Source organism: Brevibacillus sp. FSL K6-0770, from assembly GCF_038000275.1.
Classification (GTDB): domain Bacteria; phylum Bacillota; class Bacilli; order Brevibacillales; family Brevibacillaceae; genus Brevibacillus; species Brevibacillus parabrevis.
On record NZ_JBBOBQ010000001.1, the window covers coordinates 4,078,768 to 4,092,500 of the forward strand.

The window sequence follows — 13,733 nt, forward strand, 5'->3', positions numbered from 1 at the left end:
CGTAATAGGCGCATACCTGTTTTCATTTTTTAACCCCGGTCCATCAACTCTTCCAAGTCGTGATCGTCTACCCTCTTCCTTCCCGGATGGGACTGAACAGGCATCTCGTCGTGCTTTTTAAAAAGCGACTGCATCTTGTCCACAAACTGCGGAACGGAGTCGAGAATCCGATCGTACAGATGCGTCGTATTTTCTAGCGGTATGGAGCGTATTCCTTGTTTTCCGACGACCAAAAAGGCCACGGGTGTAATCGAGACACCGCCCCCGCTACCGCCGCCAAACGGATGTCCATCGATTCCCTGGTGATGCTGGTCGTAGTGAAATTCGCTACCCCCAGCAGCAAAGCCGAATCCCACTTTGGAGATAGGGAGAATCACACTGCCATCCGGCGTCTCGACAGGATCGCCAATAATCGTGTTCACGTCCACCATTTGCTTGAGATTTTCCATCGCTGTTCTCATGAGGCCCTGAATCGGGTGGTCTGCCATAGTAAGCTGCTCCTCCTTCCTGCATGTCTCATCTATTAACATTCCCCCAACAATTTCAGAGCATGTACAGGAACGCGGCTACATGACGGAAAGCGTCACGTTTTTTTGTGCTGGTTCATGCTTGCGATGGGCTTGTATGCCATTTGCGCTGGCCTGTTTTCCTGATCCGCCAGGCAATTTTCAGCAGCGAAAACAGAAAGTGCCCCAAGTAAAAGCGAAAGACACAGCGAAACGTTGTCTGGATCACCGCATCATTCCACACGGGCTGGACGCTCATCGCAGGCATCGTCCGCAGCGAGATCGAGTGTGACAACACCCCGACAATCAAGCTTTTCACGCCCCAGATCACTCCGGTGATGGCTCCTGTTTCCGCAGCCTGCCCTGTGCCGAGCAACGTATGCCATTCCAGCTTGGTGCAGTGAATCTGCTTGCACAAGTCGCGGATCAGCGGCAGCAAATCCCGTACGCGATCGACCAGCTCCCGATAGTTGTGATACCATCTTTTTACTTGGCGGCGGGTAAAGTCTTTGATTTTTTCCTGCACCTTGCTTCCTTGCTCGATCGTCTCCACCTTTGCCACCAGCTCCGGGCCTGCCGGGGACACTTTGAACAGCAAAATCGGCAACTCGTATTTTCGGGAAAAAAGGCCATGCCACGCCTCAAGCTCCACTTCCAGTTGATCGTCTTCCTCTTTTCGATGATAATAGCAACTGATTTTTACTGGGGTCATCACAAGCAGCAGCAATAAGACAAGCAATCCGAGAAATACCCAGGCCCACAAAAAAATCCCACCCTTTCCACGTTAGTATGAGTGGAAAGAGCAGGAAATATGTCCGTGACGATATGTTAATCCAGCACGTATACTTTGACGCCCTGCTTCATGCCGTAGTTTTCGGCTTCCTGCAAGGTCGGCAAATACAAGTCGACGTGACGCTGCTTAACGGCACCGCCAATGTCTGCGGCAACTGCGTAGCCGTAACCATCGATGTACAGATGGCTGCCGAGCGGAATGACGGACGGATCGACAGCGACGACACCTTCACGGAGCGGATACTCCAAATACGACAGGATCGGCTGGTTCGGGTTGCTGTAGGCGGTCGTCTGCACGGTCAGCGCCTGCTTGTAGGCCGTCCCGTTGAACAGCTGCTGCCCGCTTTTGGAAGCTTGGCCGCTGACGAGGTGCACGGCCGCATACGTGGCTGCTTCCGCTCTCGTCATCCGGTTTTTCGGCTTCAGCGTACCGTCGCCATAGGCGCCCATCAAGCCTTTTTCCAAGGCGTACACGAGCGGACGCTGGTAACCTTCATCCACGCTGCGCCCATCCGGGTATTTGGCCAACGTCTGAACCGTCGTCGACCATTTGAGCTGATTGACGACACCGCTATCGCCCATCGTTCGAATCAAAATCGAAGCAAGCTCCTCTCTCGTAACAAGCTCCTCCGGTTTCAAAAATACTTGGCTTCCTTGTTTGGTGCCATGGACGATTCCAAGGCGATAGGCAGTTTCCGCATATGGTGCCATCCAACTGTCTGACGGAATGTCAGCAAACGGCGACTGGCTCGCTGTGCCTGGCTCTATCCCTTTTGCCTTGACAAACATCGTTACCAGTTCCCCGCGCGTAATCGGATCATCTGGCCGAAACGACTCGGTATCGCCAATGACTCCCGCTATGTATAATGTTTCAATTTCCTTTTTGGCCCAATGCTCTGCAATGTCTGTGTACGGTGTACTGCTCGTCTCGTTTGTCTTTGCCTCTGCAACCGGCGCGCCAATGACCAGCAAGGCTGCCAGCGAGGCCAGGATCATCTGTTTCCTCATCATCATCCTCCAGAAAAAAGATTCGAAGCCGTTTCGTTTCATTTTATCGAAACATTTCGTGAAAACAAGGGACAATTCTTCCCAGTTTCCTGTCCCTTCCCGCCAGGCGCGAACGACGCGCATTGGGGCTTTTCAGGAAAAAAGACTCTTGCTTTCCGCTGGCTGTCGCGGAAAAACAAGAGTCTGTTACGTCGCTTCTCTTCGTCACTTGGCAAAAATGTGCTTGCCGATTTGCACCACTTGCGGACGCGACCAAATCCATTTGGACGTGGCGGTCGCCGGGTTGAAGTAATAGAGGGCACCATTGGTTGGGTCCCAGCCCCGCACTGCTTCCCACGCTGCCCGGTAAGCCGTCTTGTTGGGGCTCAACCAGTACTGTCCATCATCGACTGCGGTAAAAGCGTACGGCTCGAAAATGACGCCCTTGAGCGTATTCGGGAAGTCTTTGGACTGAAGACGATTCAGGGCGACGGCCGCAACCGCTACTTGCCCCTTGAAGCTTTCGCCCCGCGCTTCCGAATAGACGAGCTGAGCGAGCATTTGCATCTCGTTCTGATTGACCGACACTTTTTTCAGTGAACGCCATGTATTTTCACCAGCGATCCCATCGGCTGGCAGACCGTATGCTTTTTGAAACTGGCGCACCGCCTGAGCCGTGTTCGCCCCAAAACTGCCATCCAGCTTGTCCTGATAGTACCCCAATATTTGCAGGCGATACTGCAAGTCCCACACATCCCCGCTCTCGCTGCCGCGCTTTACAAGCGATGCCGCGTAAGATTCGGCAGGGAAGACAAACGCGACGGCAAGCATCGCCGCGAGCAGGGTCGTCAATGTTTTTTTCTGCCATGACATGAACATCCCCTCCTAACGCCACCATTCTACCCGCTGGCGAAAGTAGGTTCAATTCAAGCATTTTGGCAGCAGAGGTAACATCTGACTCGCTTTTGCCGACTTTATCCTTTGGGCCGGAAGATAAGCGCCATCAAAAAGCCAAACACAATGGCAGCGGATATCCCTGCACTGGTCACCTCAAAAATGCCGGTCACAACGCCGATCACCCCATGCTGCTCCGCTTCGGCCATCGCCCCGTGAACGAGCGCGTTGCCAAAGCTCGTAATCGGGACGGTCGCACCTGCTCCCGCGAACTGAACCAGCGGCTCATACAGCCCGAAGCCATCCAGGACGGCACCTGCGACAACGAGGGACGACATCGTATGAGCGGGGGTCAGCTTGACCACATCCATGAGGAATTGCCCGATGACACAGATGATCCCGCCTACGAGAAATGCCCATAAAAACGTCATGCTATCACTCTCCAGGTTACTCGGACTCTATGGCTACTGCGTGCGCGATACACGGGATGCTCTCTCCTTGCTGGTACGAAATAGGCGATAACAGCGCACCTGTGGCAACCAGCAGCATCCGCTTCCATTCGCCTGCCTTCATTCTCCGCAGCAAATGTCCGTAGGTGACCGTCGCAATGCAGCCACATCCGCTCCCGCCCGACCAGACGTTCGGATTGTCGCCGTAGATCAGCTTCCCGCAATCGACGTAGCGTTGCAGCGGAACCATGACATTATGCTTCGGCAGCAATTCCGACAAAATCGCGTGGCCGACTTTTCCCAAGTCACCCGTCACGACCAGATCGTAATAGTCGTGTGGCAACTGAAAGTCACGAAAATGCGATTCGATCGTCGTCAGCGCTGCCGGAGCCATGGCTGCCCCCATGTTGAACGGGTCAGTCATCCCCATGTCTACAACCCGTCCAATCGTCGCCCCTGCAATGTGCAGCCCCTGGCCTTGCTTGCCGACGACTGCTGCTCCCGCTCCGGTAACGGTCCACTGTGCCGTAGGCGGCTTCTGCGAGCCGTACTCTGTCGGGTACCGATACTGCTTCTCCGCCGCTCCATTATGGCTGGAGGTTGCCGCAAGCACGCAATCCGCAGATTGGCTGTCTACCAATTGCGCAGCGAGCGCCAAGCCTTCCATCGCTGTCGAGCAAGCCCCGAAAATCCCGAGAAACGGAATCGCCAACGTCCTTGCGGAAAAGCTTGCCGAGATGATCTGGTTCATCAGATCGCCCGCCAGTAAAAAGTTGATCTGCTCCTTCGTCAGATTCGCCTTTTCGATCGCTTTGGAGCACGCCTCTTCCAGCAGCACTTTCTCCGCCTTCTCCCAGCTCTCCTGTCCTATCATCAAGTCTCCGTGCAGCGTATCAAAATCCTCGGCCAACGGCCCCTGAGCCTCAAATGGCCCGCCGATGGCAGCGTGGCCGAGAATGACCGGCCTGGAAGGAAACACCCACGACTGATGACCCTGGCGCATGTGTCACCCTCCCATCGTAATCAATGTTTTAATCAAGCCGATGACAAATGCGGCAGCAACACCAAACACAATCACAGAACCTGCGAGCTTGAACATGTTTCCCCCTACCCCAAGCACCAATCCTTCGCTGCGGTGCTCAATGGCGGCTGAGGTAATCGAGTTGGCAAATCCGGTCACCGGAACACTGGTGCCCGCCCCGGCCCATTGGGCGATCCGGTCGTACACGCCCAGTCCCGTCAAAAGCGCCGAGAGCAGAATCAGAACCGCGACAGTCGGGTTTCCCGCCGTTTTCTCGGTAAAGTCAAAGTAGCGGATGAACAGCTCGGTAATCCCCTGACCAATCAGGCAGATGACGCCGCCCACGATAAAGGCGCGGAAAAAATTGCGCACGAGAGGTCGCTTCGGCTCATGTCGCATCGCCAACTGCTGATACTCCTGCTGCACGGGGGTTAAATTCTTCTTTTTTTGATCGGCCATTCTTCTCTCACTCCTTTTTACCGTATTAAAAATGGCTTGACCTGGTCGATGATCGTCTGCAATTGTTCGGCGTCGCGCTGATACGTCTGTTTGGCTGTCTCGTTTTTTGTCCCGAGAGCAAACAGCTCCAGATCAGCCTGGCATTTTTTCAGAGTCGCAAAAGTCAGCTTCGTTGCCTGCGGAGCCGGAACCTGTATCTTGTCGTCATACAGATCGAGGTACAGCTCGCCTCCTTTGTCTACCTGGGCGAGAAACACATTTTCCAGCGCCACACCCGCTTTTTGCAGCTGCGTGCGTACCCATCTGCGGTTGTAGCCCGCCGTTGCCAACGGCTCGTCCATGATCACCCCATCCATGATGACGACCTGGCCTTCTTCTGCTGGCGGCACCGTCAGCTCCAACTGTTGAGCCGTCAGAGGCTGGTTTTCCGACTTCAGCAGTACACTCAGTTCCCCGTTTGTCTCCATGAGCGCAAATTCGACGTCTGCCACCCGAAACACGTTTTTGATTCGAAGCTGCTCCATTAAATCTTCTGCCGTCAGCCGCTCCCTTTTCAGGTTGTCCTCCATGATTTTCCCTTCTTTGATCAGCACGGTTGACTTGCCTTCGAACAAGTCGCGCATCACCTTGCTTTTCAGCGATACCCATTCCATCAAAACGGGGAAAATCGCAAACACACCCATGGAAATCAAACTGTGAAAAACAGGCCCGTCCATCTCCGTTGCCATGAAGGCTGCAATCGAGCCAATCGTAATCCCGACGATGTATTCAATGAACGTAAGCTGCTTGATTTGCCGCTTGCCAATAATTTTGGTAAGAAGGAACAAGTACGCCAACGCTCCTATGGAACGCAGCAAAATATTTAACCAGTCAGGCATGCTCCACCTCCATCAACCGTTGACCCTTGAAGAAAAGCCAAGAGAGAGAGCGTCTCTCCCTCTTGTTTTGCAGCATGGCTAGAAGCCTTTGTACTGTGGCTCTTCGTTCTCCAACTCGGTAACACGCTGTTGCAAGTTGTCCACAATCGTTTGCGTCTGCGCAGCTGCATCCGTGTACAATTGCTTTGCTTGCTTGTTCTGCGTGCTAAGAGCGAACGACTCCAAATCTGCCTGTGCCCCTTTCAGGCTGGCAAGAGCCTGTTTTACCTGTGCTCCAACTGTCATAGCCAATCACCTCCCAACACATATAGAATCAGCCAGTACCGCGGAAATATGCGGTTAAGTTTGGTTTGTCGGCTGTAACGTTTTTCCATTTCATCGACTTTTTCCCCATAAAAAAAGGAAAGACACCCGCAGGTGCCTCTCCTCATCCACTTATGCAATTAGCCACGGCCAGCCAATTGTTGTTCAGCGAAAGCAACGAGACGTTTTGTGATCTCGCCACCAACTGAACCGTTTTGACGGGAAGTGGTGTCCGGACCAAGCTGAACGCCGAATTCAGAAGCGATTTCGTACTTCATTTGGTCCAGCGCTTGGTTAGCTTGAGGAACCACCAGATTGTTGCTGGATCTGTTGTTAGCCATCTGTAATCACCTCCTCGTCGTTGGTAGGTTTAATATGCGTGAAGTTTTCCTTGTTCATTCGCGATTTTTGTTTCCAATTTTAGACTCCAGCGAAAAAAGGACGTGTGCGATCTCAACTGCTGCCTCCGGGCGCCGCAGCTTGTCCATGTGCGCGGCAAGCTCTCCCATGCGCCCAGAGCCGCACAAGCCCCGAATGACTTCGCGAATCTCCTGCGGAGAGCGAGCGAGAATCGCCGCTTGCTGCTCTGTAAGAAACGCACTGTTGTACTGCTCCTGCCCTGGCAACGGCTGATGCAAAATGAGCGGCGTCCGCAAAGCGAGCGCCTCCGCACAAGTGATTCCTCCCGGCTTGGTCACATACGCATCTGCCGCCCCGATCCATTGCCACATGCGCTCCTCGTAGCCTTTCACGACAAAACGGTGCCGCTCGCTCCACGGCGAAACCACGGTCTCCAGCCGCTTTTGCAAACTTGCATTTTTGCCCGTGATGACGACAATCTGTAACGGCTCCTCTTCCTCTGCCAATGTGCGAATCACTTCTTCCATCTGGCCGTATCCGCCCTCGCCGCCGCCAATCAGCACCGTAAATCGATCGACGGCAATGCCGAGCTGACTTTTCCAATCCGACTTGGTCTTACTCGCAGCATAATGGAAAGCACGGCGAATCGGGATGCCGCAAACATGCACTTTTTCAGCGGAAATGCGATAGCGATGCGTCAGCCTTTCCGCCATCTGCTCATGCGCTACCATATAAGCGTCAATTTGCGGGTGTATCCAGAAGCGGTTGACATGAAAGTCAGTAGGGACGCTCACCAGTTGAAAAGGCTTGTCCGCCTTTTGCTTGGCATAGGCGAGCGCCGACAGGCAGTAAGCATGTGTCGCCACCACGACGTCCGGCTGCTCCGCACGCAAAACACGCTGGAGCAGCCTTGTCGAGAGCCACCAGCCGAGCGGCTTGGATAACGATCTTCCCCACATCTCATCTTGCTCGTACATTTTGTGCCAAACCGGCTTCGCATACCGCAGCATGTTCAGATAAAAAAAACGGGACAGCACCCGCAATCCCGGGCTGGCCGTCTGTAAGCCTCCGATCACCCGCGCAGATTGTGCGCCGTCCATGTTTTGCAATACTTCCTGGATCGCCTCTGCCGCTACTCGATGTCCGCTGCCTGCCCATTCCTCCGTGACCAGCAAAAAGCGCTTGGCCATCAGAAGGCATCCCCTGTCGTCGGCTTGCTCTGGCCGTAACGCTCCAAGAGCAATTCCTTGGACATGTAGACGCGCTTCAACGGCATATCTTGCTTCCACGTCTGCACGCGCTTTTTCCCGTTCGGGTGGACGATTCTGAGCATGAGTCGCAAATACCAGCGCTTGTAGCGGAAAAACCAGCTCATCGGTACGTCGGAAATGGAAAAGCCCAAAGGAGCCACGCCTTTGTGCAGCATGGTTGTGCCGACGATTCCCTTGATTTGCTCCCGTTCCTCCATCGCTTCCAGAAAAGCCGCCAGCCTCGGCAAGGATTGCAAAATATGCCTGCGCAATAACAAGGCTACTTTCAGTTCGTCTTTGACGCCCCTGCAAAGAGTGGCAAAGTAGTAGTTGTGAATATGTATTTTCAAAATCAGATCGCCGTCATGAATGATCCGCTCGTCTGACGTACGCAAAGACTCACCCCGATAACGCAAGGGAACGACCCGAAAAATATTGTTCCCTTTTTCAATATAGGTAAGTCTGGTGCACCGTTGGTAGATTTCATCCCAGTATCCCCATAGCATCAAGAGATTTGTGTTCATATGCAACGGTTCCTTTCCAGCGATGTTTACTTTGTAGTATTCCCCACTACCGCTTCCTTTCATTACCTGGTCAGGCCCTTTTCATCCGCCCCCACAGCATGATCAATGCGGCAGCAATCACGGGAAGCCACATGTGATTCAACATCAGCGGATTGAGCCATTTCCACACGTACGGGTCTTCCAGACACATGTCCACAGCCGTAAACGCCAACACGCCGCCACCGATGATGACCAAACCTGGGAAACGGTTCATCAGCCGCGCGACCCAGACGCTTCCCCACATCAGCAGCGGGATGCTCATCCCCAGTCCAAGCAAAACCAGCCATATATCGCCATGTGCGGCTCCGCCAACCGCCAAAACATTGTCCAAACTCATTACAAAATCTGCTAATATAATCGTTCTGACCGCTTGGCCGATTGTCTGATTGTGCGCAACCTCTGTCGTCTCGTCGTGGCTGCTCAGCATCAGCTTGCAGGCAATCCAGAGCAGCAGCAACCCTCCGATCGCCTTTACAAGCGGAATGTCCAGCATCCACGTCATCACGCCTGTCAAGCCAATTCGCAATACAACAGCCCCAATCGTTCCATACATGATTGCACGGCTTCGCTCCCGTAAAGGCAAGCCCCGACAGGCCATTCCTATGATGACAGCATTGTCGCTGCTCAGTACCAGATCAATCATGAAAATATGCACCAGACCCAGCCAAAAATGCTCTCCCATCCCTGCCTCCCTGGTCCATGAAATGTTTGTCCATTCTACTTTATGCGACTAGAATCGGACCTATGATTGAATATTTTTCCGAAAAAAGGCGGTTTTCAGCGGATTTTGTCAACAAAAAAATTCCACAAAAAAACATTTTATCGCGAAATCGGGATATTTATACCTTGTCTAATCTTACCTTTTTCCCTTACGATTCTAGTGGGGTGGATAATGAGATGGTGGAGACTGTGACGCTTAACTTATTGCACGTTTCACGGAAAATTTTAGACTTGGCTCCAAGAATTACTACGATATGGATGCAGGAAATTGTTCGCAGTATGGAAATCCCTGTAACAATTCCTCGTGATTTTGCGGAGAAACGAACGGTTCTCTTAGCCCGTTATCTGGTGGAAGACGTAGACCAGGACATGCAGAACTGGGCACTGGATATGGGAGAGTGGCTGCGTTCGCAGGAGTTCCCCTTCTCCTCCATTTTGCGCACGTATCAGTTGTATCGAAACGTATTCTGGCGTGTGCTTCAGCCTGAACTGCAACATTGGTCCCTCTCTCCCCAGGACATGCACTATCTGGAAAAGCAACTGGGCAAAGCGATGGACGAGAGTGTCTTTTGGGCTGTCTATCATTTTGAGCAAATGATCAACAAAGAGCTCGTTCAAAAGGAAGAAACGATTTCTTACCTGCACAACGACAAGCTGACCATGCTGGGGAAAATCGCGGCCAACATGGCTCACGAGCTGCGCAATCCGCTCTGTGCCATTGAAGGCTTTCTCAAACTGATCAGTGAGTCGACGCAGGAGCAGGCACAATTGCAAACGTACATTCAGGTCGTCATGCATGAATTTGAAAACTTGCATCGGCAAATTACCGGCTTTCTCAGCTTTTCCAAAAAACCGATTCTCGATGAAATTTTCAAAACTGTCCAAGTTGAGCAACTGCTCGCTGAAGTAGAAACGCTGATTACTCCGAGACTTTTGGGAGAAAACATACGATTCGAAAAACAAATCCACCCCTGCTCTCTGGCTTGTTATGAGGAAGGCTTGAAACAGGTTGTCGTCAACTTGCTGAACAATGCGATTGACGCCGTGCAAAACCGAACGGACAAGTACGTCCACATTATCGCTACTGCTTCGGATGGCTGGCTTTATTTAAGTGTGGAAAACAACGGTGAAATGATTCCTCCCGACATTGTGGAGGTTCTGTTCCAACCGTTCTTTACAACCAAACAAAACGGGACGGGCATTGGCTTGTCCATCTGTAAAAATATTATTGAGAAGCACAACGGCACCATCCATTGCGACTCCAACGAGAAGCGCACCCGTTTCGTCGTATCGCTTCCGATCGTAACAGTAGAAGAAGCTGTAGAGCCTGTGGAAGCGACCAACTGAATCCTGGTGGGTTAGTATAATAGTCAAGTCAATCGCGCTTCTGTGAACACAAAAAAGCCTCCTGGTCATCAGGAGGCAATGCAAGAGATCCGTTACCTATACGTTCGGTAAGCGACCTTAGCCTTACTGTACACGAAAACATATGTTTCTACCACTGAAACCGTCAGACAGCTTTCGACATCGTTTTTCTGAAGCTTTTACGTTCATAAGCACTAAACCTGCTGCTTCGTTCATTCGTCTCTCGTCGGATGAAAGAAACCCGGACTGATTCTGTTTCTTTTTGTTTTTTATACTTACGCGAATAAAAGACCTCTGGCACGCTGGACTGACGCAGCCACACGAGGTCTTTTTCTGTTGGATCGGTTGCTTGCGGATAGAGATGATGGGAGAATAACGAAAAAAGCAGAGAGCCGTTTAGCTCTCTGCTTTTACATATGGAGCGGGTGATGGGAATCGAACCCACGCGACCAGCTTGGAAGGCTGGAGTTCTACCATTGAACTACACCCGCATCGAACGAACTTGGTGCCGAGGACCGGACTTGAACCGGTACGGGAGAAACTCCCGACAGATTTTAAGTCTGTTGCGTCTGCCCATTCCGCCACCCCGGCAGCTTTTCACGAATCGTTAGGCAAATCATGGTCGGGAAGACAGGATTCGAACCTGCGACCCCTTGGTCCCAAGCCAAGTACTCTACCAAGCTGAGCTACTTCCCGACTTTGCTATTTCTCTTCCCTTTTAAGGTAAAGAGGCGTGCCCTGAGAGATTCGAACTCCCGACCTTTTGATTCGTAGTCAAACGCTCTATCCAGCTGAGCTAAGGGCACATGATATGAAGCGGACGACGGGTCTCGCTTCTACTGGCGCTGCTTCGTCGATTTCCTGCCCGACAAGCCAGATCTGAAGTGCCCGTGACACTCTTCATTGATGCTCTTCAAGGGTAAACCCGGAACGGGTGAGAGACCCGAGAACATCTATGGAGCGGACGACGGGTCTCGAACCCGCGACCTTCGCCTTGGCAAGGCGACGCTCTACCAATTGAGCTACGTCCGCATGCTTGATAAGAAAATATGGTGCGGTCGAGAGGACTTGAACCTCCACGGTGTTGCCACCACTAGAACCTGAATCTAGCGCGTCTGCCAATTCCGCCACGACCGCCTATCCATTTTGTAAAAACTGGTGAGCCATGAAGGACTCGAACCTTCGACCCTCTGATTAAAAGTCAGATGCTCTACCAACTGAGCTAATGGCTCAAATACTGGTGGGGAGAGACGGATTCGAACCGCCGAACCCGGAGGGAACAGATTTACAGTCTGCCGCGTTTAGCCACTTCGCTATCTCCCCAGTAAATGGTGCCGGCAATAGGACTTGAACCCACAACCCCCTGATTACAAGTCAGGTGCTCTACCAATTGAGCTATACCGGCATACTATTTGATTATAGCATATCTTTCATAAAATGATCAATGTTTTTTAGTTTGATTAAAATATATTGTCATTTCATGAAAACGGCCACCTTGTAAAGATGGCGGAGCTGACGGGACTCGAACCCGCGACCTCCGGTGTGACAGACCGGCGTGAACTCCAACTTCACCACAGCTCCATGTTGTTATATCTAAACCCAGTAAGGCGTGCGAATGTTGATCGCTTGGGCAAAGAGAAAATTTGGTTGCGGGAGCAGGATTTGAACCTGCGACCTTCGGGTTATGAGCCCGACGAGCTACCGAGCTGCTCCATCCCGCGACGATTAGGACAACCAAGTGTCAGTGTCACCACAAAATGCGAGGGTTTCAACTGACCGTCCTGCTGATTTATAAATGGTGGAGGCTGACGGGATCGAACCGCCGACCCTCTGCTTGTAAGGCAGATGCTCTCCCAGCTGAGCTAAGCCTCCGTACTCCCCCACAAAGTGAAGAGATTGCGTTGTAGCAACACCAAGTACTTTGCGAGAGCCCCAACAAATAGTTGGGTGTATAGGTGACCCGTAGGGGATTCGAACCCCTGTATGACAGCGTGAAAGGCTGCTGTGTTAAACCGCTTCACCAACGGGCCATGATTGTTAGGATGACTTCTGGTGCTCCCGACAGGAATCGAACCTGCGACCTCTTCCTTACCATGGAAACGCTCTACCGACTGAGCTACAGGAGCATCATATGGCTCCTCGGGACGGACTCGAACCGCCGACCGATCGGTTAACAGCCGATTGCTCTACCAACTGAGCTACCGAGGAACGTTGAAGGATTTATTCCTTCAAAACTGAATACGCATGATTGCTAAGCATGTGTGGATAAGTCCTCGACCGATTAGTATTCGTCAGCTCCACGCGTTACCGCGCTTCCACATCGAACCTATCAACCTCATCGTCTATGAGGGGTCTTACCAGCTTGCGCTGTGGGAAGTCTCATCTTGGAGGGGGCTTCACGCTTAGATGCTTTCAGCGCTTATCCCGTCCGCACATAGCTACCCAGCTGTGCCACTGGCGTGACAACTGGTGCACCAGCGGTGCGTCCATCCCGGTCCTCTCGTACTAAGGACAGCTCTCCTCAAACTTCCTACGCCCGCGACAGATAGGGACCGAACTGTCTCACGACGTTCTGAACCCAGCTCGCGTACCGCTTTAATGGGCGAACAGCCCAACCCTTGGGACCTACTTCAGCCCCAGGATGCGATGAGCCGACATCGAGGTGCCAAACCTCCCCGTCGATGTGGACTCTTGGGGGAGATAAGCCTGTTATCCCCAGGGTAGCTTTTATCCGTTGAGCGATGGCCCTTCCATGCGGAACCACCGGATCACTAAGCCCGACTTTCGTCCCTGCTCGACTTGTAGGTCTCGCAGTCAAGCTCCCTTCTGCCTTTACACTCTACGAATGATTTCCGACCATTCTGAGGGAACCTTTGGGCGCCTCCGTTACCTTTTAGGAGGCGACCGCCCCAGTCAAACTGCCCACCTGGCATGGTCCTCTCGCCCGATGAGGGCGACGAGTTAGAAACTCCGTACATCAAGGGTGGTATCCCACCGACAGCTCCACAGAGGCTGGCGCCCCTGCTTCTCAGCTTCCCACCTATCCTGTACATGATGCACAAAGTTCCAATACCAGGCTACAGTAAAGCTCCATGGGGTCTTTCCGTCTTGTCGCGGGTAACCTGCATCTTCACAGGTATTATGATTTCACCGGGTCTCTTGCCGAGACAGCGCCCAAGTCGTTAC

Annotated in this window: 14 protein-coding genes, 15 tRNA genes and 1 rRNA gene (1 of these 30 running past the window's edge); 1 reads left to right on the plus strand and 29 read right to left on the minus strand. The window is 52.5% G+C overall.

Annotated features, from left to right (window positions below):
* Positions 1-29: 29 nt before the first annotated feature.
* The 13 genes from ytfJ to NST23_RS19430 all read right to left on the minus strand — a co-directional run bounded on the left by ytfJ (position 30) and on the right by NST23_RS19430 (position 9,144).
* Entirely contained in the window at positions 30-488 is a 459-nt protein-coding gene (gene ytfJ / locus NST23_RS19370; RefSeq protein ID WP_063230686.1) for a GerW family sporulation protein, read from the minus strand.
* 115 nt (positions 489-603) lie between these two features.
* Positions 604-1,269, minus strand: coding sequence for a DUF2953 domain-containing protein (locus NST23_RS19375; RefSeq protein ID WP_122964766.1), 666 nt, complete (start codon positions 1,267-1,269; stop codon positions 604-606).
* 65 nt (positions 1,270-1,334) lie between these two features.
* Positions 1,335-2,306, minus strand: coding sequence for an S-layer homology domain-containing protein (locus NST23_RS19380; RefSeq protein ID WP_122964841.1), 972 nt, complete (start codon positions 2,304-2,306; stop codon positions 1,335-1,337).
* A gap of 204 nt (positions 2,307-2,510) precedes the next feature.
* Entirely contained in the window at positions 2,511-3,158 is a 648-nt protein-coding gene (gene sleB / locus NST23_RS19385) for a spore cortex-lytic enzyme (protein WP_122964765.1), read from the minus strand.
* 101 nt (positions 3,159-3,259) lie between these two features.
* A complete protein-coding gene (spoVAE, locus tag NST23_RS19390) occupies positions 3,260-3,610 on the minus strand; it encodes a stage V sporulation protein AE (protein ID WP_122964764.1) in 351 nt (116 codons plus the stop codon).
* A gap of 16 nt (positions 3,611-3,626) precedes the next feature.
* On the minus strand, positions 3,627-4,631 hold the full coding sequence (gene spoVAD, locus NST23_RS19395; RefSeq protein WP_063230691.1) for a stage V sporulation protein AD: 1,005 nt from the start codon (positions 4,629-4,631) through the stop codon (positions 3,627-3,629).
* Between the two features lie 3 nt (positions 4,632-4,634).
* Positions 4,635-5,108 (minus strand): stage V sporulation protein AC, encoded by a 474-nt coding sequence (gene spoVAC / locus NST23_RS19400; protein ID WP_063230692.1) that lies wholly within the window; start codon positions 5,106-5,108, stop codon positions 4,635-4,637.
* Between the two features lie 17 nt (positions 5,109-5,125).
* A complete protein-coding gene (locus tag NST23_RS19405; RefSeq protein ID WP_122964762.1) occupies positions 5,126-5,986 on the minus strand; it encodes a DUF421 domain-containing protein in 861 nt (286 codons plus the stop codon).
* A gap of 78 nt (positions 5,987-6,064) precedes the next feature.
* Entirely contained in the window at positions 6,065-6,271 is a 207-nt protein-coding gene (locus NST23_RS19410; RefSeq protein ID WP_063230694.1) for a DUF1657 domain-containing protein, read from the minus strand.
* 158 nt (positions 6,272-6,429) lie between these two features.
* Positions 6,430-6,630 carry an alpha/beta-type small acid-soluble spore protein gene (locus tag NST23_RS19415; protein WP_063230695.1) on the minus strand — a complete coding sequence of 67 codons (201 nt, stop codon included), beginning with the start codon at positions 6,628-6,630 and terminating at the stop codon, positions 6,430-6,432.
* A gap of 54 nt (positions 6,631-6,684) precedes the next feature.
* On the minus strand, positions 6,685-7,839 hold the full coding sequence (locus tag NST23_RS19420; protein ID WP_340964398.1) for an MGDG synthase family glycosyltransferase: 1,155 nt from the start codon (positions 7,837-7,839) through the stop codon (positions 6,685-6,687).
* Complete coding sequence (locus tag NST23_RS19425; protein ID WP_122964840.1) at positions 7,839-8,423, minus strand: YkoP family protein; 585 nt, start codon at positions 8,421-8,423, stop codon at positions 7,839-7,841. The genes NST23_RS19420 and NST23_RS19425 overlap by 1 nt, the downstream gene beginning before the upstream one ends.
* A 70-nt stretch (positions 8,424-8,493) precedes the next feature.
* Positions 8,494-9,144, minus strand: a complete 651-nt coding sequence (locus tag NST23_RS19430) for a TerC family protein (RefSeq protein ID WP_122964760.1) — start codon at positions 9,142-9,144, stop codon at positions 8,494-8,496.
* Between the two features lie 215 nt (positions 9,145-9,359).
* Between NST23_RS19430 and NST23_RS19435 the strand changes: the two genes are divergently transcribed.
* Complete coding sequence (locus NST23_RS19435; protein ID WP_122964759.1) at positions 9,360-10,529, plus strand: sensor histidine kinase; 1,170 nt, start codon at positions 9,360-9,362, stop codon at positions 10,527-10,529.
* Between the two features lie 435 nt (positions 10,530-10,964).
* Here the strand turns inward: NST23_RS19435 and NST23_RS19440 are convergent.
* The 16 genes from NST23_RS19440 to NST23_RS19515 all read right to left on the minus strand — a co-directional run.
* Positions 10,965-11,038 (minus strand) — tRNA-Gly (locus NST23_RS19440).
* 12 nt (positions 11,039-11,050) lie between these two features.
* Positions 11,051-11,138, minus strand: a tRNA-Leu gene (locus NST23_RS19445).
* A gap of 28 nt (positions 11,139-11,166) precedes the next feature.
* A tRNA-Pro gene (locus NST23_RS19450) sits at positions 11,167-11,243 on the minus strand.
* Between the two features lie 36 nt (positions 11,244-11,279).
* Positions 11,280-11,353: transfer RNA gene (locus tag NST23_RS19455), tRNA-Arg, on the minus strand.
* Between the two features lie 150 nt (positions 11,354-11,503).
* Positions 11,504-11,579: transfer RNA gene (locus NST23_RS19460), tRNA-Gly, on the minus strand.
* An 18-nt stretch (positions 11,580-11,597) separates the two neighbouring features.
* A tRNA-Leu gene (locus tag NST23_RS19465) sits at positions 11,598-11,684 on the minus strand.
* A 19-nt stretch (positions 11,685-11,703) separates the two neighbouring features.
* A tRNA-Lys gene (locus tag NST23_RS19470) sits at positions 11,704-11,779 on the minus strand.
* 6 nt (positions 11,780-11,785) lie between these two features.
* A tRNA-Tyr gene (locus NST23_RS19475) sits at positions 11,786-11,870 on the minus strand.
* Between the two features lie 6 nt (positions 11,871-11,876).
* Positions 11,877-11,952, minus strand: a tRNA-Thr gene (locus NST23_RS19480).
* 99 nt (positions 11,953-12,051) lie between these two features.
* Positions 12,052-12,128 (minus strand) — tRNA-Asp (locus NST23_RS19485).
* Positions 12,129-12,191: 63 nt separating this feature from the next.
* Positions 12,192-12,268 (minus strand) — tRNA-Met (locus NST23_RS19490).
* Positions 12,269-12,343: 75 nt separating this feature from the next.
* Positions 12,344-12,419 (minus strand) — tRNA-Val (locus NST23_RS19495).
* A gap of 84 nt (positions 12,420-12,503) precedes the next feature.
* Positions 12,504-12,577 (minus strand) — tRNA-Glu (locus tag NST23_RS19500).
* Positions 12,578-12,597: 20 nt separating this feature from the next.
* Positions 12,598-12,673, minus strand: a tRNA-Thr gene (locus NST23_RS19505).
* Positions 12,674-12,679: 6 nt separating this feature from the next.
* Positions 12,680-12,755 (minus strand) — tRNA-Asn (locus NST23_RS19510).
* A 53-nt stretch (positions 12,756-12,808) separates the two neighbouring features.
* Positions 12,809-13,733, minus strand: a 23S ribosomal RNA gene (locus NST23_RS19515); it runs 2,003 nt beyond the window's last position.

Excerpts from the sequence above, each read along its gene's own strand:
- NST23_RS19410 (WP_063230694.1), bottom strand. The coding sequence starts at position 6,271 with ATGACAGTTGGAGCACAGGTAAAACAGGCTCTTGCCAGCCTGAAAGGG.
- spoVAE (WP_122964764.1), bottom strand. The coding sequence starts at position 3,610 with ATGACGTTTTTATGGGCATTTCTCGTAGGCGGGATCATCTGTGTCATC.
- NST23_RS19420 (WP_340964398.1), bottom strand. The coding sequence starts at position 7,839 with ATGGCCAAGCGCTTTTTGCTGGTCACGGAGGAATGGGCAGGCAGCGGA.
- ytfJ (WP_063230686.1), bottom strand. The coding sequence starts at position 488 with ATGGCAGACCACCCGATTCAGGGCCTCATGAGAACAGCGATGGAAAAT.
- NST23_RS19425 (WP_122964840.1), bottom strand. The coding sequence starts at position 8,423 with ATGAACACAAATCTCTTGATGCTATGGGGATACTGGGATGAAATCTAC.
- sleB (WP_122964765.1), bottom strand. The coding sequence starts at position 3,158 with ATGTCATGGCAGAAAAAAACATTGACGACCCTGCTCGCGGCGATGCTT.
- NST23_RS19380 (WP_122964841.1), bottom strand. The coding sequence starts at position 2,306 with ATGAGGAAACAGATGATCCTGGCCTCGCTGGCAGCCTTGCTGGTCATT.
- NST23_RS19415 (WP_063230695.1), bottom strand. The coding sequence starts at position 6,630 with ATGGCTAACAACAGATCCAGCAACAATCTGGTGGTTCCTCAAGCTAAC.
- spoVAC (WP_063230692.1), bottom strand. The coding sequence starts at position 5,108 with ATGGCCGATCAAAAAAAGAAGAATTTAACCCCCGTGCAGCAGGAGTAT.
- NST23_RS19405 (WP_122964762.1), bottom strand. The coding sequence starts at position 5,986 with ATGCCTGACTGGTTAAATATTTTGCTGCGTTCCATAGGAGCGTTGGCG.
- NST23_RS19430 (WP_122964760.1), bottom strand. The coding sequence starts at position 9,144 with ATGGGAGAGCATTTTTGGCTGGGTCTGGTGCATATTTTCATGATTGAT.
- spoVAD (WP_063230691.1), bottom strand. The coding sequence starts at position 4,631 with ATGCGCCAGGGTCATCAGTCGTGGGTGTTTCCTTCCAGGCCGGTCATT.
- NST23_RS19435 (WP_122964759.1), top strand. The coding sequence starts at position 9,360 with ATGGTGGAGACTGTGACGCTTAACTTATTGCACGTTTCACGGAAAATT.